This window comes from Pedobacter hartonius (genome assembly GCF_900107535.1).
Taxonomy (GTDB): domain Bacteria; phylum Bacteroidota; class Bacteroidia; order Sphingobacteriales; family Sphingobacteriaceae; genus Pedobacter; species Pedobacter hartonius.
Map to the genome: position 1 here is coordinate 1 of NZ_FNRA01000007.1, position 19,752 is coordinate 19,752.

11 protein-coding genes are annotated in these 19,752 nt (G+C 42.5%); 6 read left to right on the top strand and 5 right to left on the bottom strand.

All coding sequences use genetic code 11. From position 1 onward, the window contains the following. Positions 1–323 precede the first annotated feature (323 nt). Positions 324–860 (bottom strand): helix-turn-helix domain-containing protein, encoded by a 537-nt coding sequence (locus BLW16_RS13115; RefSeq protein ID WP_175470574.1) that lies wholly within the window; start codon positions 858–860, stop codon positions 324–326. A 333-nt stretch (positions 861–1,193) separates the two neighbouring features. Here BLW16_RS13115 and BLW16_RS13120 point away from each other — a divergent pair, with 333 nt between their 5' ends. The 5 genes from BLW16_RS13120 to BLW16_RS13140 all read left to right on the top strand — a co-directional run bounded on the left by BLW16_RS13120 (position 1,194) and on the right by BLW16_RS13140 (position 5,390). Then, the gene (locus BLW16_RS13120) at positions 1,194–2,114 is read left to right on the top strand and encodes a HEPN domain-containing protein (RefSeq protein ID WP_090557310.1); all 921 of its coding nucleotides are present in this window, start codon (positions 1,194–1,196) and stop codon (positions 2,112–2,114) included. Further along, the gene (locus tag BLW16_RS13125; protein WP_090557312.1) at positions 2,101–2,850 is read left to right on the top strand and encodes a hypothetical protein; all 750 of its coding nucleotides are present in this window, start codon (positions 2,101–2,103) and stop codon (positions 2,848–2,850) included. Before BLW16_RS13120 ends, BLW16_RS13125 begins: the two co-directional genes overlap by 14 nt. Before the next feature lie 10 nt (positions 2,851–2,860). Beyond that, complete coding sequence (locus BLW16_RS13130) at positions 2,861–3,238, top strand: hypothetical protein (protein ID WP_090557314.1); 378 nt, start codon at positions 2,861–2,863, stop codon at positions 3,236–3,238. 368 nt (positions 3,239–3,606) lie between these two features. Then, entirely contained in the window at positions 3,607–3,789 is a 183-nt protein-coding gene (locus tag BLW16_RS13135) for a hypothetical protein (protein WP_090557316.1), read from the top strand. Further along, a complete protein-coding gene (locus BLW16_RS13140; RefSeq protein ID WP_090557318.1) occupies positions 3,786–5,390 on the top strand; it encodes a recombinase family protein in 1,605 nt (534 codons plus the stop codon). The genes BLW16_RS13135 and BLW16_RS13140 overlap by 4 nt, the downstream gene beginning before the upstream one ends. Positions 5,391–5,550: 160 nt before the next feature. On the opposite strand, the gene BLW16_RS13145 is transcribed toward BLW16_RS13140, so the two are convergent. After that, positions 5,551–6,702, bottom strand: a complete 1,152-nt coding sequence (locus BLW16_RS13145) for a site-specific integrase (protein WP_090557320.1) — start codon at positions 6,700–6,702, stop codon at positions 5,551–5,553. Between the two features lie 109 nt (positions 6,703–6,811). On the opposite strand from BLW16_RS13145, the gene BLW16_RS13150 reads away from it, so the two are divergent. After that, positions 6,812–7,864, top strand: coding sequence for a type IIL restriction-modification enzyme MmeI (locus BLW16_RS13150; RefSeq protein ID WP_090557322.1), 1,053 nt, complete (start codon positions 6,812–6,814; stop codon positions 7,862–7,864). On the opposite strand, the gene BLW16_RS13155 is transcribed toward BLW16_RS13150, so the two are convergent. From BLW16_RS13155 to BLW16_RS13165, 3 genes are read right to left on the bottom strand one after another with little or no spacing between them, the layout of a single operon-like run. Further along, positions 7,861–11,676: an Eco57I restriction-modification methylase domain-containing protein gene (locus BLW16_RS13155; protein ID WP_217631569.1), complete on the bottom strand. Its 3,816-nt coding sequence runs from the start codon at positions 11,674–11,676 to the stop codon at positions 7,861–7,863. The genes BLW16_RS13150 and BLW16_RS13155 overlap by 4 nt on opposite strands. Before the next feature lie 4 nt (positions 11,677–11,680). After that, positions 11,681–14,503: a helicase-related protein gene (locus BLW16_RS13160; protein ID WP_090557324.1), complete on the bottom strand. Its 2,823-nt coding sequence runs from the start codon at positions 14,501–14,503 to the stop codon at positions 11,681–11,683. A 1-nt stretch (position 14,504) separates the two neighbouring features. Further along, positions 14,505–19,679: a DEAD/DEAH box helicase gene (locus tag BLW16_RS13165; protein ID WP_090557326.1), complete on the bottom strand. Its 5,175-nt coding sequence runs from the start codon at positions 19,677–19,679 to the stop codon at positions 14,505–14,507. Positions 19,680–19,752: the final 73 nt, after the last annotated feature.

The window sequence follows — 19,752 nt, forward strand, 5'->3', positions numbered from 1 at the left end:
TCCGTAATGGCGGCCAATCTTTTGGCCCAACGATTTCCGTTTTGACTGGCCCAGTATCACCGTTATGCTTGGCCCAATGACTACCGTATTAGACAACAAGAACGCATTTATAAATATAGCACCACTTGGCACTAAACCGATGGCATTAGGAGCTTGCATGTTTGCATTACACAATCCTGAGGTTCGAATAATTTATCCTTTGCCTGATTCATATGAAAGTAAGTATACAGATATGTCATGGAACACATGGCAATATGATTTACCCCTGAATTAAGTAAATTCTCTACCATAAATTTTTCTGACGTTTCTAGATTATTCGTTTATTATTGTGACTCCGTTGGAATAATTTTTCCGGTCTTTGAATAAATGTTGGTATTCCTCTTTAATTCGTGTCTAGTAACAATTATTTTGTCTTGTTCTCTCTTCAATGCATTCGATATGGATGTGCCTAAATACTTCCAACCGTATTGTGCAAAAAACGATTTGATTTCATTTACCTCTTTTGGCGTATCTAAAAAATCGCTTTTAAGCAGCTTATATTTAATGGCATAAGTAATATTAGGCTGCTTATTCAGTAAAATTAATAAGGGTTCGTTGTTCTTGTGATAAGAAAGTAAATTCTCTCTAAAATTAAGAGTCAAGTTGATTTCCTTTTTCAAGATGTCAGCAATTTTCACATTAAAAAAAGTCGAAATCCTGTCCAATAGGTCTAAATTATTCCCTCCATTCCCTGCCTCGATATTAGCGATGCTTCTTCTTGAGATTTCCACCAGATGAGAAAAATCCTGCTGGGATAGTCCAGATGCCTCTCTTAACGCCTTAATGTTTTCACCAATTATCTTCCTATCAAATTGTGCCATAACAACAAATTGACAGATGTAAATCATTTACTTTTGTGCAATTGTTTGCTTTTATTAAATTGATTTTATAGCTTTGAATTAACGATAATTAATTAAATATAAGAGTCTTGTAGTTGCATTCTGACGCCGCTAACGCAAGACAGCAGATATTTCCCATGTCTATTTAAAGATGCACTATATTTGTGCATTAGAATAGATGTGGGGGCTGCTGTAATTCCATGTTAGTGTAAGGCGTCAGAAACTTTAAGCAACCATGGTTTGCAGTCCCCACATCTATTATCTACCGCACTCCACAGACTCATAAAGGTGTAACGAACTAAATGAGATCAACATATGGAAATGCAAATCATACCGCCTGCGAATCACCAGGCAAAACACTTCAAAAAGTTCCTCCAATCCCTAATTCAGAAATTCCAACCACAGCAGCTATTCTGCTTCAGTGAAAACATCAACACAGTAGAAAACAAAGGATGCTTCAAAACCGCTGAAACAAGCCAAAACTGCGATTACTGCCTGCTAATGGTAACAGAAACCGTTACCCGCATTGATCATGACGTACAGGATTTTGCAAACAATCATTACAAGATGGGCAAGATCACAATCTTATGCCACGGTCAACAAACAATTCTGGAGGCAATCAGGAAGAACAGTCGTTTCTTCATCACGATTTATAAGTCAGCAAAACTGCTATACAGTCACGATGGTCTACTACCTTATAACTCAAACATCCGTTTCATTCCTACACAAGCAGTAGCAAAAGCGACAAAACATTTCACCCATCGTATTGACTTAGCAAACGGTTTTCTTCAGGGAGCCGGAGAATGCTTAAATAAGCAACAGTATACAGTCTCCACATTTATGCTGCATCAGGTCGCAGAACAATGCTGCATCGTCCTGATCAGAGTGCATATCGCTTACCGTTCCGAGATTCATAACTTATCCCGGATGCTGGGGCTATGCAAAAGTTTCTCAGAAGAACCTTCTAAACTCTTCCTATCAGGAAACCCTGAAGATCAGAGACTGTTCGACCTTCTTGTAAAAAGCTATTGCGGTGCCCGCTATACCAGCAGCTTTTCTGTAGATCAAGATGAAGCCACTAAGCTCTACCATCGGGTTTCGTCATTTCTGGAACTAACAATATCGTTATGTACCGCTCACCTTGTAAAACTCAACGATGAGGCACTAGCCTATAAAGAACTGCAAGATGCTTTAACCTTGGATTTACCTAAAGACCTGTACTATGAAACGAATTAACCACAACGTACTTACAATTCCAATGGAATTTAAAGTAGCATGTACGATATACAAGGTCAGTGAACAAGAAGTCCTCCAAATCTTTATCGATCATTCCAGCCTATTTGATTCCCTGTGTGAAGAATATAGCGAAGGATTTTCAGAAGCCACCAGAACCATTGCTCAATATGTCCAGTCAAGACCCGGCGGACTGAAAAGATCTAAATCATTGTTGAAATGCAAAGACACTGCAATCACTTCTATTGCCGGAATTTTCAGACTGGCGAAAAAGAAAAGAAGCAAACTCACAGTCAGAAGAAGACAAAGCCAGCCCTTGATGAATGCCATATTTGAAACGATGCAAAGGCTTCACACCCCTACAGATTTCCTTTATTTAGATGAGAATACGCAAGTAAACCTGAATAAAGACATCTGTGTCTTATGCGAACTGCATAGCTGTTATCCTAAAGAATACCTCGAATATTTCATGAGCAGGATATCTGTAGCTGAAGCCCACGCGCGCAGCGCCATGAAGAAACCAAATAAGAATTTTACTTTTGATTTATTCATGCTCATAGTCAATGGGCTGAGAAGAGATTCAAGTCAGCTATTACACCTTGACGAGCATGAAGTTGATTTCTATGAGAGAATGGCAGAGCTGCGTCTTGAACTATATAATATCCGTGACCTCGAAGAAAGAACAGCAATCCTGAGAGAGTTCTATCTCTCACATCACCAAAGTATGAACCTAAACTAAATCACCGATTATGGAAGCTAATACAAAAATCCATTTACCAGAGGATTTTAACATCCTTTGCAGCATTTATCAGATTAAACCGGAAAACATCATCCAGTCTTTTGTTAATGAAATTTCCTTCCCCTCTTTCTACAGCAGGCCAAATGATACCGACCGCTGGGCAACCTATTTCTTCCTCCATTTTTTAGATGTAGAAGAATCTAAATATGAAGTGAATGAGGACATGGAAGACCACTACCTGAAAAGATTTACTGATGTATTAAAAAACAACTTCGAAAATCACCGCGATGATGTACTAAAAGCGGAAAACGACGGCAGAGAAATAATGAGGCAGTGGCACAAGGCTGCACTGGCAGAGAGGGCAAGATATCTAACTGATAATTTATAGGATCACTCCGTATATAATCGAGGCTGCGAGCCTCGATTATATACGGAGTACCAAAGGTTTACGAATTATATGTCTCCTCGATGCTGACAAAAATTGTAGGGAACCCTCTATAGGGCTCCTTTTTCTGGCCTGAAGCAACTCAAAAAGTACCCAAAGGCTCCCGGAGAGCCTTTAAAGCCTGCAAAGCGATAGCTTAAAGGCAGAAAAGTGAGGCTTTGCCCAACTTCGGCTAGCTCCTTTTTTTGGAAGGAAAAAAGGACAGCTAACAACAACCTAAAATACTACAAAAACATCTTTCAGCAGTACCGGACTTTATTGAATACGCTGAAATTTAGTTCCCGATCATTGATGTTCAATCAGGAGCAGAAATGAAAACAGACATTCAATACATCAGACCGGAGACAAGAAGAGTGACATCGCAGCAGGCAGTTAAACTGCTGCAAGAGCATGGCACAAAAGTAACTATTGAAGAAGCAAAACTGATCTTAGACTTCCTTTATGATTTCGGAGCCTTAGCGATAGATCAGTACATAAAAACCCAATCCACATGAAAAAAGCGATTTTATATGTACGTGTAAGTACAGACGAACAAGCCGACAAAGGCTATTCTCAAAGAGATCAGGACGAACGTTTAAGAAGATACTGTGAGATCAATAATATCGAGATCATCAGGACTGTCTTCGAAGATCATTCAGCAAAGACCTTCAACCGCCCGGAATGGAAGAAATTACTGACCGACCTGAAAAGGCACAGAGGGAAAAACACCGATGTAATTCTATTTACCAAATGGGATAGGTTCAGCAGAAATGCCGGGGACGCATATCAAATGATTGCTATCCTGAAGAACTTAGATATAGAAGCGCAGGCAATGGAACAGCCTCTGGATTTAGAAATACCAGAGAACAAAATCATGCTGGCCTTTTACCTGGCTGCGCCCGAAGTAGAGAACGACAGACGGGCGCTGAATGTAAAAAGCGGAATGCGCAGGGCGAAGAAAGAAGGCCGCTGCATGGGTACGGCTCCATTCGGGTACGACAACAAAACCCGCGAAGACGGCAGCAAATACATCGCGATCAACCCAACTGAAGGGCCAACGATGCAATATATTTTCAAATCAATCCACGAAGGAATATTCGCCCCCGACCAGATCAGGAAGAAGCTAAACGATGAAGGAATCAAGATCAGTAGGGCGAACTTCTACCGCCAAGTGAGGAACCCGCTATACTGTGGCAAGATCAAAATCAAAGCGTATAAGGGAGAAGATGAATATTTAGTTGACGGGCAGCATGAGCCACTGATCTCTGAAGAGATGTTTTACAAAGTGCAAGATATATTAACCGGACGGGAAAGACCTATTCAAGTGGCGGTAAAAGGTAACAAGGCACTGCCTCTGCAAGGTTTCCTGCAATGCAGAATGTGCAACCGCGGTCTTACCGGTAGCTCCTCAAAAAGCTGCACAGGCAACTATTACTATTATTATCACGCGCAGACACAGTTTGGCTGTGGTTGCAGGTACAGGGCAGATATGGTTCATGACGGTATTGAGAAACTCCTTAAAAAGTTTGTGCCCCTGCCGGGAATGGAAGAGTTATACAAACAGGTAATCGCAGATATCTATAAAATGCAAAGAGGTAACAGCTCTGATGAAAGACAAGGAATCAGCGCACAGATTGTAAAAGTACAGCAGAAGCTTACAAACGCAAGAAATTTGCTGGTTGAAGACCAGATTGAAGCAGCAGATTTTAAGATAATCAAGCGAGAATGTGAAGATCAATTGAAACGTTTCGAACTAGCTTTAACGAACCTGACGATTCCAAAATCCAACTCAATGAGTATTGACAGAATGCTATTAACGGCCATTAAAGCACTGTCAAGGCTGAAAAGAATGTACCTAGATGGAGATGTACAGACTAAACGCGCATTATTAGGTTGTATCTTCCGGGAAAAACTCCTTTTTGACGGAAAAAAGTATCGAACTACCCGGCTCAACGAAGCAGCAGCCCTTATCTTCCACATTACCAAGAATTTGCGTGAAAATGAAAACGGGAAAGACGCGCCTCCTGCGCAGCTTTCCCGTGAAGTGGTCTATCCCGATCAAATGTCGAACTCTTTTATTGAAGATTTGAAGAAACTAGCCAGCTTATTTAAATGATTAACAGTTAATTACACAAATAAAAACCCTTTCATAATTTAGTTCCAACAAATAAATTATTTAAAAATGTTTAGACTCCTATCAATATATAAACCAACGGCTCATATATTAAATAACCAGTTAAATTTCCTACCTATTGTTCATGGAAGACAACCACTGGTTATAATGTATCCCACTTCGCCATCTCCCGCTCCTTTACACTATCTACAATTTTAGCATAAACCTGAGTGGTTTTCAGATTCGTGTGCCCCAATAATTTGCTGACCACTTCAATGGGGATTCCCAGTGTTATGGATACAGTAGCAAAAGTATGCCTTGCTACGTGACAAGTCAACTTTTTAGGAATATTGTATCGCCGTCCAAGTTCTTTTAAAATGCGATTGGTGACTTTATTACAATATACACGGAATACTGTTTGAGACTGAGATTGCTCAGGAAGTAGCTGCAGGGCTTTATTTGTTAATGGGATACCTACCATATACCCAGTTTTATGCATTTTTATCTGTAAACTGTTTCCTTCAATTGACGATGTTTTAAGTACCTTCAGATCTGAATACCGCAACCCTGTATAACAGGAAAACAGAAAATATTGCAATATCTCTTTTTCTTTGACGTCTACAATTTCACCTGTAAAGTAGGCTTGCGACAGCTTATTCAATTCTTCAGCGGTAAGAAAGTCTCTTTTTCCATCTACTTTCTTGATCGTGATGTATTTAAAAGGATTGCTTTTAATATACCCATACCGCATGGAGATATTAACGAAGGTTCGAAGGGATCGAAGACTTTTACTTACTGTGTTTTCATTATTACGCAACACATGGAGCATATAGTGCTGGTAGTCATTAATAAATTTCTCGTTGATGTCTGCAAAAGCAACTTCCTTTTTGAACTTCAACATTTTTGTTATCTGCGATTTATAACTCCACCAGGATTCTAGCTTTAGTCGGGCTTTGTTTTCATTCAGGTAATGAAGAATGTAATTGGTAAAGCTTTCTTCCGATTGCCCTGCAGAGTGCATGTAATCTTTAAATTGGCCTAAAGTCAAAGCGGTATCTTCATGGACAAAATTATTTAGGATAACTTTCAGCGCTTTTTTCTCAAAAGCTTCCAAAATGGCATTATATTTTTCATGGGCAAGATTCCTCCTCTTTACCCGCTGTTTCTTTTCAGACCAGTCTTCTTTTGATAATGCTACAGAGGTAGCTATTTCTATTTTTTTTCCGTGTTGGAATGCTCTTATGTATATAGGATTAAGACCTCTTTTATTTGCCTCAGGTTTGAGTACAAAGCTGTAAGTTATGCGTGTTGCCATATTTTCCTTATGAAGTATTTCTGAAGTCTAAATAACCAATATAATTTCAATGAGGAGACATTTTCACAGGTTTTGTAAGCTTTTAGCAGACTTTGAATAGTTTTCCCTGGTGATAGGAAATCCATTTCCTCTGAAGCAGAATGTAAAGAAAAGTTTTATTGGAAGTTATGTATTAGGAATGGGCTTTGTACTCACCATTGGGGAAGCACAAGCACTAATAGCAAAAGACCCTAGGAATAAAGATGTCTTGTTCCCATATCTGAATGGCGAAGATTTAAATGGTGATCCAGAACAGAGGCCTTCCCGCTGGGTGATTAACTTTTTTGACTGGAGTGAGGAAAAGGCACGGGCTTACCCTGATTGTTTTGAGATTGTAGAGCGACTGGTGAAGCCGGAAAGAATGACAAAAAATGATCAAAGGGGGCGTGAGAAATGGTGGCAATTCTTGCGTACACGAGGTGAGCTGTACGAGACCATATCTCAGTTAGACCAGGTCATGGTTTTACCGAGAGTATCAAAATATTTTATGGTTTCTATTGTCCCCAAAAATATTGTTTACTCTGAAGCAACAGTAGTTCTTGCGTTGAAATCTTTTTTTGACTATGCCGTTTTGTCATCTTCAATTCACGAGATATGGGCGTGGAAAAATAGCTCAACCATGAAAGGAGACGCATTGAGATATTCAGCAAGTCGAGCATTTGAAACCTTTCCCTTTCCAATGACAGATTCAAATAGTTTTGAAGAAATGGGATTCCTCTTATGTGAATTTCGTAAGACCATAATAGCTAAGGCCAATATAGGACTAACGGAAACTTACAACTTATTTCATAATTCTAAGCTGGAAGCGTCTCATGAATTGTACACGGATATTCTAAAACTGCGTAAGCTTCATTCTGATATAGACAAGATTATTCTAGCAGCATATGGGTGGAATGATATCCAATTAATGCACAATTTCTATGAAATAGAACATTTACCTGAAAATGATCGTATTCGTTTTTCGATAGATACTAACGCCCGGCGAGAAATACTTAAACGGCTTTTTGTATTAAATAATGAAAGGCATAGTATTGAAGTTTCTGCAGAAATAACAACGGCGGGTAAAACGATATACAAATTGTCGGAATCAATTAATTTATTTTCGGACCCACTCGACAGCTAAAAGAGGGTAAAAGGACTATTACCCTCCTGCAAATCTGTTTTAGCAAGGATTGGTTTTGATGATTCTATTGTTAATGCATGCAATTGATGATTTAATGCGAGTAAACGTTTTAATATTTCTTTACGAGTCAGCGGATGTATGGTATAACGAACTTTGTCACCCTCTGGTAGGTAATCCAATTCGTAAAAATCATGTTTCAACTCAATATCATCCCAACCATAAGCACTTAAGACTACAGCATCCATTCTAATGTGTAATGACCGTAATAACTTTATTTGCTCAATTGTTTCATTATAGGTAATGCCTTCAATAAGGTGCAAGTGTCTTTTAAGTGATATAGCTTCTTTGCCAAATTCTTTTAAGAAAGCGTTATCCGTTAAGCTATTTTTTTCTTCGTCTGTTTTTTTAATTTTTTCTCCATGAAACAAGTTGTAAACCTTGGTAAGTCCAATTTGGGATTCTTTCATTAATACTTGTCTGGTTTCGTAATATTTATTTCCTATAAGTATCATTTGTTCTATCTGCTCATCAGAGACATTTAGAGGAAATGGAAATGTTTCGAAACAAACCGACGGCGTATACCTTAGGTCGCTCTTCATAGATGAACCATATAGCCAAGCCCATATATTGTGAATTGTAGATTGTAAAATACAGAAGGCTGCGAAATCATTATAAGCGAAAAGGCCTAAAGAATGAGAAAAGACTTGATTAGATGGTAATAAGGTAATTGCAACGGTTTTACTCGTTAGTGCTACCGCCATGACCTGGTCTAACTGAGATATGGTCTCGTATAAATCAACTCCTCTTCTGTAGAATTGCCACCATTTTTCTCTACCCATTTTGTTATTGGGTCTTTGTCTCTCAGGTTTCACCAAACGTTCAATTATTTCGAAGCACGCAGGATAGCTTTGCGCCTTTCCCTCACTCCAGTCAAAAAAGTTGATCACCCAGCGACTGGCGTTCTGATCTGGACTGTTATTCAAATCATCACCATTTAGGTAGGGGAACAGAACTTCTTTATTTCGCGGGTCCTTCTTAATAAGTGTTTCAGCCTCTTCGGGTGTGATTACAAAGCCTTTGCCCAGTACAACACTGCCCATAAAACTTTTCTTTACATTCTGCTTCAGAGGAAATGGATTTCCTATCACCAGGGAATCGTCTAAATAAGGGGTAATTGTTTGTACTGCTTTATTATCCAAAAAGTACTTTTTGTCCCAGCGGCGTTTGGTGATGGTTACTAAAGAGACTTCTACTGCGGCCACACCCGGCCAGCGCATACTTCGTATGGCATGGTTGATGGTTCCTCCATTGTTTACAATAAAGTCCAACCCACCTTCTCTGGCTTTGCCTTGCGCAATGGTATTGGTAGAGATCAGCGATTGAAAGCCCTCTTTTTTTATAATGGAAAAGATTCTTCTGAAGAAATAAGTAACCAGATCTACTGCGCCTATTGGCGTGAACTGGTGTTTAATAAATTCCAAAAAAGGATCTCCAAAATTTCCACTTAATTTCTGCCCGCCTAAAAATGGAGGATTGCCCAATATGCAATCGAATCCGCCTTCATTGAACACTTCAGGAAATTCAATAAACCAATGAAAGAAACGTTCTTCATGTGCCACAGCTGCCGCTTTTGCCGTTGCAGGGATCTGCCAGCCTTTATACCCGCTTAATATCAAACGGTAATCGGCATCGGTTATCAATACTCGCTTGTTACTTTCGGTTTTAGGAATAAAAAACTGGGCCACCTGGAGATCTGCCATGGTTTTCAAAAAGGTAAAGCCCTTACTGTCCACAAACTTTTTATAGGCCTTAGCTTTTCTGTCAATTTCTTCCGGTGTGGTTTCAGGCAGGTGGCTAAATGTTTTATACGCAGCCATTGTTTCCTGCAAAGTCGTATCCACCTGTACATCGGTAGTTAATTGCTGTGCAGCATGAGCCGATTCCATGCGCTTACGCTCTTGTTTGTTCCTTTTAAGCAAGCCGGCGGCAATATCTTTATCATCGGCTGATAATGTCTTAAAAGCCTCGTTAGCAATCCCGTTTTCCAGCTCTTCTCTAAGGCCCAGTCCAACTATGGCATCGCCGCATTTAATATGGTGATCCAGGAAATTAAGTGGTTGACCCGGTTCGTGTGCTTCCAGCCACATGGCCACCTTACAGAGTTCAACGGCTAATGGGTTTTTATCCACTCCATAGATACAATGTCGTATGGCATCACCGATAGCATGGCGCTGTACTGTTGGCGACGGTTGGTCTTCTCCACTGCGTAAACGGGCCAGTTCAAAGCCTATTCTCCGGGCGGCAGACAACAGGATGTGCCCACTGCCACAAGCCACATCGCATACTTTTAAAGATAGCAGAGCGGCTTCAGGATTGGGCATTTTCAGCTTATCCTGTATCTGGTGTTCCAGCGAATGTTGTATCAATGGCTTAACCAGCTCTTCGGGCGTATAATGGCTTCCGCTTTTGCTGCGGTCAGTGCCTTGTTTGAAGATAAACATCCCGCCACTGAATTCGGGTTCATATTCCAACAAGCCTTCATACACGGAACCAAATTCCTCTACGTCCAGATCGGCGTAGTTTACACGAACCAGTTGGCCCGATTCATTTACGAAGTTGGTAAGGTGCCGGAGTACGCTCAATAAATGTTGATTACTTAACATTTGGCCCGTTAGAATACCTAGTGCATCGGGCGCAAAAAGACCGGAGCCTAGGGGAGCTATACCCAATGCCCTGCCATACCTATCCTGCTCATACAGGGAGAAACAAGTCTGAAGAGAAAGCCAGAGATCACATTTTTCGGGCTCTACAAATACTCTTTTACCGGCCAGGCTACAGATGCGCCGGACGCTGTAATGGTCATAGTAGATTTTACGTTTGGCTTCCAGTTGCGTATTTCTTGTTTCGGGATAGACGAGCTTTCGTTCTTCGATCACCATCAGGAAAAGGAGTCGATAAATCACCCTGAGATTATAAATGTAATAATCCTTTGCATTTATCGTATTGGTAGCAACTGCTTCCTGCAGATTTTCGTTTGCTTTGTGTTGTAAAAAACTGTTTGCTATTTCTTTAATAGATGTTTCTACGGCAAGACTGAGCTTTTCGCGTATTCGGCCACCATGTGCTAGGGCTTCCAGGTGATAATATTCCAGGTAACTATCTGGTCCGGCATCCATCTGCTGAGGCATGCGGCTGGCGTGCAACAAGCGGAACAGCAACGCAAACTCTGTATAAAGCTGCTCTTCCATGATTTGCTCCAGGTTGAATTCCAGGTAGCTGAGCCGGCTTAAACGGGTGGCATCACGCAACAGGCGTAAAAACTTGCCATTACTCACCAGGGCATATAAATGTTCCTGGTTGTTCAGGTACTCTTGCGCCAAGGCATGTGGCGACAATCTTGGTCCGCCTGTATCGGCCCGTTTGTCGAGCGATTGCTGAACGCCAATGATGTGCACGGGGAAATTATCAAGATTGGTTGCTCTATGACTGATGGCATAGCTTTTCCCATTGATCAGTTCGGCTGTTGCGCTACCCAATTCATAACCCAGCAGGCTCATCAATGGTAGCATCCAGTATTTACGTGTTTCTGATGTGCCGCTATCGGTCTCCACCAATTGCTCCCTTTTCTTCTTAAACACTTCCCAATGCGATGTTGCTAAAGACCAGGCAATGCTGATCTCATCTCTTACCGTGGTATTGGGCGCAAGGCGGAAATCTTTGGGTGTTTGGAAACGGATATCCTCTGTACGGATTTTGTCCAGCACTTCAGTACTTATTATATTGCCTTGTATCAGGATGGAAGTAAATGTCATAATCTTACAGGTCTTTAGGCTTAGGCATTAACAGGTAAATCCCCATTATGTCTGGGGGTAGCACAGGTGTAGCTTTCTCATAGCGTCGGCCGCCTACCAGTTCTTTAAACCGGGCATGGGCAGCTACTAGCTGGTCTGCCCGCAGGTTAGCTAAGTCCATAAAATGTGGTTTCATAGCAGCAAAGCGTTGCAGCTCTTCGGCTATGTTGTTTTGTTGGCGATCTATGGATAGGTTGCTTAAGCTTTTTGATTGGGTTAAAAGATTCTTTGCCGTAGCAAAATCCAGGACTTCTATATTGCCGGCAACGCTTCGGTAGCCCCACAGGTACATTTCTTCGGCTATGCTTTCCCGCGAAGCGTTCACTTCTTTAATTACATTTCTTACGCGGAACATTACCAGTACCGTTTTGGTGACCACGCTATCCGTCTGTATTTCACATACCCGGGCTATTTTACCATAATTAGGTTTGGGTTCAAAAGAGAGGGCAATGAGAAACTGGCATAGCATTTCGGTAAACTTATGGTTTCGCCCGATGTAGGTATATCCTTTAGGGGTTGGTGATGCAAAACTTATTTTTACCGGGCCTTGCTGCTTAAAACATGCCCTGATGTGGGCTGGCAGATTATCTGGTTGCAGCGTATAGCCACTTTGTCCGTCCGGCTGGCAAACACCACCTAATTGTTGTACGGTACTGCTTACAAAATGGGCCAGGCTTTGCAAATCCCCGATGGCTTCGTCTACCTGTTCCAAGTCTGCTTTGATCGTATTGGGATCAACGGTTTCGTGTGCAAAAATACTGCGTATGTTTTCACCACGTTTACGAGCGAGTTCCAGCTCATTGGTGATCACCTCTTCGGTATCTTGAAATAGCTGCTGCTGCTTTCCTCCTTGTTTCCGGTCGCTACGTAAAAGGCGTTGTGCGGCCTCGCTCATAATAGACTTGCTGTTTTCGCCGATAATGATGGACACTCCGGTAGATCGCTGAATGTCGCGTACTTTCCGGATCAATACTTCCAGTATGAACAGGTCCATTTCATTGTTTTCGCCATATAAGACATAGGTTTTTACGGTAGGGGCAGCTTGTCCGAAACGATCCACCCTGCCTTCCCGCTGTTCAATCCGGTTGGGATTCCAGGGTAGGTCGTAGTGCAATACCGCGGTAAAATGCTCCTGGAGGTTAATACCCTCACTTAGGCAATCTGTTGCCACAAGTACCCGCCGGGCAGCATTGCCCATGATGTCGATCCGATCGCGCCGTTGCTCATCGGCCAACTCGGAAGTGATGGCCTCAACGTGTACATTCTTGGGGAGGGCTGCTTTCAGTTGCTCGGCTACATAGTTGGCCGTAGGTATATAGTGGCAAAATACGATTGGGTCGTATCCCTCTTTTATCCATTGCTTTATTAGTTTGATGGTTACTTCTATCTTTTGATCGGAGTGATTGCGGTATAAGACATCAGCCTGCTGATACAATGCTTCCAACGCTGTCTTTTCGCTTTGGGAAAAAGCGATCGCTTCTACAATATCCTGTCTGGGCATATCTTCTATCTGTTCGAGATTTTCAAACAGGCTGAGTTCGATTGGTTCTTCACCGGTCAATTCAGCCATACCCTCGTCCAGTTTTTCCCTGCGGCGTTGCAACATCTCCCGGGCCATAGCAGGACTACTCATGGCCCCCTTTATCAACGATATGGCAGCCCACGAACGCAATAGCTTGGTTTGCTCATTGGTGGCCCCATCTGCCGAAATGCCCCTTGCAAATTGCAACAGGCTGTTGTAGAAAAGCTGATAATCTTCATTTAAGGAGAAGCCTATTTCTTTGGAATCTCTTTCGGGAAAATCGGTTTTTTCGTTTAGCCAGCGCCGGATGTTTTCCCTCTTTCGCTGTACAAAATGACGGGCTATTTTTTCGCGTTCTTTTCGCTCCAGGTTATCAAAGTGAAGCTTGCCAAATTCCGGTTTTAACAGTCCCAGCAAAGCAGCAAATTCGCTGTCTTTACCACTATGGGGTGTGGCGGTCAATAGTATAATCTGCCTTTTTTGATCGGCAGCTAAATCATATAATAAAGCATAACGCTGCTGCTGCGATTTACTTTTGGCGCCCGATGGCAGGGTGCAGGTATGGGCTTCATCCACAATAATAAATTCCGGGCAATCATTCAGGAAAATGCCACGCCGTTTATCAGCCTTAATATAATCTATGGATACGACCTGATAGGGCATATGGTGAAATACACTCCGATCGTCGGGCAATTGCCGATCGAGTTTGGCTGCTGTGCTGGATCGGATGATCTCGGCATCGATATCCAGTTTGTCTTTTAGTTCCTGCTGCCATTGCTCGCAGAGGTGTGGTGGGCAGATAACCGCAAATCGTTTTACTTCGCCCCGTTCCATCAATTCTTTGAGAATAATCAGGGCTTCGATCGTTTTGCCAATACCCACATCATCGGCAATCAATAATCTTGGTATATCGAGCTTCAAAGCCATTACCAATGGGATCAGCTGGTAAGCCCTGGGACGGAAAGATAACTTACCCATGCACCGGAAAGGCCCGGAGGCATTGCGAAACGATAGCCTGAATGCATCGTATAAAAGCCGTGCAGTATCAAAAGAGCCAATTTCTGTGGCCTGGGGTGTCGGAAATTCTGCGGTTGCTATCTTTTCGGCCGAAAGCTGAAGAGGTAAATATACCGCTGTGGTTTCTTCTTCTGAGCCGCCAAGGGGGCGGATGCAGAGTAGATCAGCATTATCGGAAGGTAATACCATCCAGTCTCGCTGGCGATAATGTACCAGGGTGCCGGGTTTATGTTCAGTTATTGTGGGCATATTATCCTTGTTTTCTGAAAATGTCTTTTCGGGTATTAATAAATTCCTCTATCGGAGTGAGGTAATGCCATACCAATACATCGTAACCGGCATCTTTCAGCAGCTTACGCTTATGTTCATCCTGCGCCTGTACAATCGATTCGTCGTGCACACTGCCGTCACAAAAGATCAATACAGGACCGTTGGTGGTATTGTATAGAAAATCAACGTTGATATAATAATCGTCCATATTTACCTGAGCTTTATTTGGCAAAGCCAGTTTGTTTTGGTAAAGGTGTTTCAGCAAAGGCAATTCTGAATGGCTGTTCTTATCATAAGCCTGCAACAATGCCTGGTATTGTTGCTCATAATCGTTGCCCTCATTTAGTGGCGATATGTCACAATCCATCAGGTGTTGCAGCGGTTCCTTTATACAATGTCGGTCAAGAATGTCGTGATGGCGTTGGTTATAATAACTTAACAGATCTTCGTAGGAGGCACGTGGTAGTGTTTGGCCATAGGATGTTTCTGTACGTGATTCAGGGTCAAAGTGCATCGCCTGGTAGGCCGTTGCAAATAGATCTTTCAATTGTGTCGGGTCCGCTACCAGCTGGGAAAGGATACCCAAGCTGCCTTGTGCGGCTTCATAGATCAGCAGGTTGGGCGCATCGGAATTACCCATAATGCTGATGCCGATCTCGCTGCTTTCTACCTGGTATTTGATCTCTATCGCTCTTTTGAGCGCATAGCTCAGGCTGATGGTCTGCGCCGGGCTCAATTGAAGGTTGGCCAGCGGTTGCAGGTATAAGGTATCGGCCGTTTCTTTTACAAAAAGCAGCACGTCTCTTTTTGCAGCAAGCGTATCCGGGTTTTCGAGTTCTTTCTGGGTAAGCCACTTGCCGTTTCTGGTATCCAGGGCAAACCCTTCGCTGGTAGCCCGCCTTGCTTGCCGGTTGAGTGAAATAAGATCAGTGGATTGTCCATAAATCAGTTTCAATAATTCGGCTCCCGATTTTTTGATTACCGACTGTTTGCAATTCTCTATACCGGAAGTGTAGTGAAAATACTCTTCAATTTTATAGCCCTTGGAAGAGCGCTCTTCTTCAATACAGGAGATCCGTTCTCTAGGCCTGGCTTCCGATTCACTTAGCTCGATCAGATTTCTTTTGTATTCCATGTTTCCCCCCTTTAATTCGATATGTGTAATGGGGTCATTATTGGCCCATTCTGCCTCATCATCAAGAAAGGCGTAGCCTGTACTATGGGAGATTTTTATTTTACGTTGCAGCTCTTCGGGATTGAGCAGGTTCATCCGGTTTACTTCGTATTTGCTGCCATTGTGGTAGAGGATATTCTGCGGGGCAAATTCTCGTAAAGCCACCCCTTTGGCACGGGAAATATACTCGCCCTGGCTGGCATGTTTATAGCCCACAAAGGTTCGCACCGGCAGGCGGGTAAAGTTATAGCCAGGCAGAAAACCCTCAGCAGCCAGGTAACGGAACACATAAAATTCAGACTCGCTCCCCGATTCTCTATTACTGTCGTTCAGCAATAATTCAACTTGTTTTAACCCAGCATTATGCCTTCGCTTGGCATCTTTATTCAAATCACTGTCTTGCTTTATCGTCACATCATCAAGGATGGCCCGGGCTTCGTTGATCATTTTTCGGGCGGCCTTATATAAATGTATCCACCTGTCAAAGGCTTTGATAAAAGCCGTTTTAAAAGTTCCCGTTTTATGCTCAAGCCAATTATCCGTGTACCAGGAGGTTTTGTCCAAATCCGGCGCAATCGTCTGCATGATTTTTTTGAATTCGGTTATCCAGCGCCCTTTTTGTGTTTGTACCCCATGGTCTATGCTAGCTAAAATGGCTGCTTTTATGGTAATGACCTGATCGTTGTTAATGTCCAGCAACGCCGATACGGAAACTTTTACTTCTTTTAGAGCCAGCTCCATCAATATAAAAGCATTGAAGTGGCTGCTCAACAGTTCTTCGTTGGCGAGATCGATGCGGGGAGGCACCACAGCACCTGCCACCATTTTGCCGGCTTCTTTAAAATAATGCCGATCGTGGGGCGACCAGGCAGAACAATAAGTGATGACTACGGCTGTTTGCCCACTACGGCCCGCACGGCCACTACGTTGTGCATAGTTGGCCGGATTGGGTGGCACATTACGCATATGCACAATGTTGAGGTTGGCAATATCAATACCCAATTCCATGGTAGGGGAACAGTACAGACTGGCCAGCTTGCCGGACCTGAATTGCTCTTCTCGCTGAATACGGGTTTCTGCATTGAGCTGACCTGTATGTTCCCGCCCCATTAATTCCCTGCCAAATTGCTGGAAATTAGTTTGATACAATTCCTTGAAAAAAGGATTTGGTGATAGCTTTAGAGGGCGATAGGTATTCATACGGGTATCATCAGTGGATACTGTATTACCATCTCCTGCTTGCCAACGCAAACAGTCAGACCGCAAAAGATAGCCATTGATCACGCCTCGTTCGCCTCGCAGGTTTTCTTGTTTGATCAGGAAAGTAGTGCTTACCAATAGGTCACAAAGCTGTTCAATATATTCCCTGAAGTCATCCTGATTGAGCCAGGTAAGGCCGGCTTCCCTGAACTCGCGTTTGAAAAATTTGCCTATGCCCGATCTTGAACCCATAGAAGCAAAGTACACACCTCTTTGTGTGCTGCGACCTGGTATTGCAGAAACAAGATAAGTAGGCCGGTCTATCTTTTCATTATGATCCAGGCCCCAAAGTTTATTTTCATCTAGGCGGTTGCGCAGCAGGTTTTCCACTTCTGTTATTTCTTCCGACAAGTAGCGGTGATAGATGGAAAAATTGGTCCGGAAATAATTAAGCAGTTGGATCAATATATGCCTCCTTTTTTCAGGGGCAGCCTGATCGAGCAATTGCAGGCCGCGGAATTTTTCGTCCAGGCTAATCAATTTGTCCAGGCGATTATAATCTACTTGCAATAACGCTGTTTGTTCGAGGTTAGGCAAGGTATAGCGCCAGCCCTTTTTCAGATCCTGAAAAATGCGGATAAGGATATAAGTGCGTATGGCCTTTTCATTTTCCAGCTCCGGAAAATCAGGATCTTTGCTCAAAAAATTAGGATGTGCATAGTCGGTTTCTTTTAATTTCAGCTCTTCCAGTACTTTTTCGGCAATATTGTTAATGTCTAGGCCATCAGATATTTTTTGTGCCGCCTGATACAAGCCGGCACGAAGGCGTACAGTGGCAATGAAATCGTTGAAATGGCCCGCCTGCAAAGCTGCATCCTGTCGATTGTCGGTAAAACTGAGCAGCTTTTGATCGGCTGTTTCTGTCTGTTGTTGGAGCAGTGATTTTACAATGCTGTAAGACATGATGGTGGTGGCCGTGCTCCGACCCTCATGCCCCAAGCTCATTAGTTTGGTGTTTTCGTTGGTTTTTGAATCTTCGTAAAAAATACCAGCCGTAGGATCAACCCTTAACTTTACAGGTAGGAAATAGCCTTTAAGCGGGTAAATAGGCTGACTGGAGTATTGACCTGTATTATTAAAATAGATCTGACGGGGCATATGCCATTCGTAGTAAGGTCGAAAGGCATTGTTGGCATTATTCAACCAGGCTTCGGGCGCTAGGTCCAGTAGGTCATCTTTCCAGAATTCTTCTCCTTCATCCAGTATCAGATAGCCGAAACGAAGATTGTATTCATTCAATTGATTTCCGGTTAATTCTTTTTGTGTAAGAACCGTTACCGCTGCTTCAGGATTGCGAGGAAGTAATGTCTGGTTTTTAGTATCTTTTTCTACGCAGATAAAATCAATACCAGAATAACGACTGAAAAGGAGCGGATACAATAGTTTTTCACCCTCTTCATCTTTCACATAACGGCCAGATTGAATGGTAATTGTTCGTTGTGCACGGGATTCGAGCGTAACGGCCACGGTACTTGTTTGCGCAATAAACTGGTGAAACCTAAAGGGAAGATAGGATTTGCGCTGGTGGCGGTTTCTTTCGTTGAGTTTTTCTGCCCATTGCAATAAATCTGTAATGGTAATCTTTGCTTTGGAAATATCAATTTCAGCAGCTTTTTTTAATGCTTCGGCTATTTCCGGAACAGATTTGGGCTTTCCGCGTTCGAGCTTACCATGGTTGTCGCTCAGAGCTATTTCTAGCTCCAGCCAATTGCTGAGCGGATGCTGTATAAACGCTGCTTCGTCTGCGTCTTTATCGATACTATCCATTACTGCATTATGCAGTGTTACAGCATCGGGCAGATTTCCTTCAGTACAGGTTCTTAGTTTTTCATCGATAATCTGATCCTGGGTATAAGTGGCGCCAAAAATCTTAGTGGCTACTTTAGCTACAGTCTGCCTTTTCTCTTCAGGGGTACCTTGCGAGGCCATGGTAGCGGAAGTGCCAATACAAATAAGGATCTGGTCGCAATGATTATGTATTCTTCTAATGAGCATACTCACATCTGCACCCTGTCGTCCTTTGTAAGTATGCAATTCATCAAATACTAGATACTTCAAACTTTTCTTCAATGAGGTGCGCAGCCATGATTCTGATGCCCGGGTCATGATCAATTCGAGCATCATGTAGTTGGTCAGGATAATATCTGGTTCTTCCTGTTCTACTTTTTGCCGCTCTTCTGCTTTTTCCTGTCCGGTGTATTTTGCAAATGAGATAGGAAATTCAACTCCGTATGCTTTCTTATAATTTTCTGAATACTTCTTGATCTCTTCTTCCTGTGAGTTGATCAATGCATTCATCGGATAAACCAGTATGGCTTTTACACCTTTTGTTTTACCGGATCCGGCATTAAAAATATCATTGAATATGGTGGATAGATAAGTGAGCGATTTACCGGACCCCGTGCCGGAAGTAACCACAAATCCTTTGCCTTCTAACCCCATCCGTAATGCCTCTATCTGATGGTGAAATAACCGGTAATCTCCTAAAGCCCAAGGCAATTGATTATTAATCTTGTTATCGCTTTCAGTTGCCAGATCAGAAAGTGATTTGCCTTCCACATAAGCAGGGTTGAACTGCACCAACGGTTCTGGAATGAACCCTGCACCTTCAAATGATTGGCTTACCTCTTCCTGGATCCTAGTATCGGCAATGGATAAAAAAGATTTCAGGTAGTTGCGGTAATCAGATATAATGCTATTGTGCGTTAAGAAAGCATCCATATGGTTAGTTTATATTAAAGTTCTTAATTGTAACATCAAATGCATCGGCTTAAAGCATTTTCACCTTAGCAGC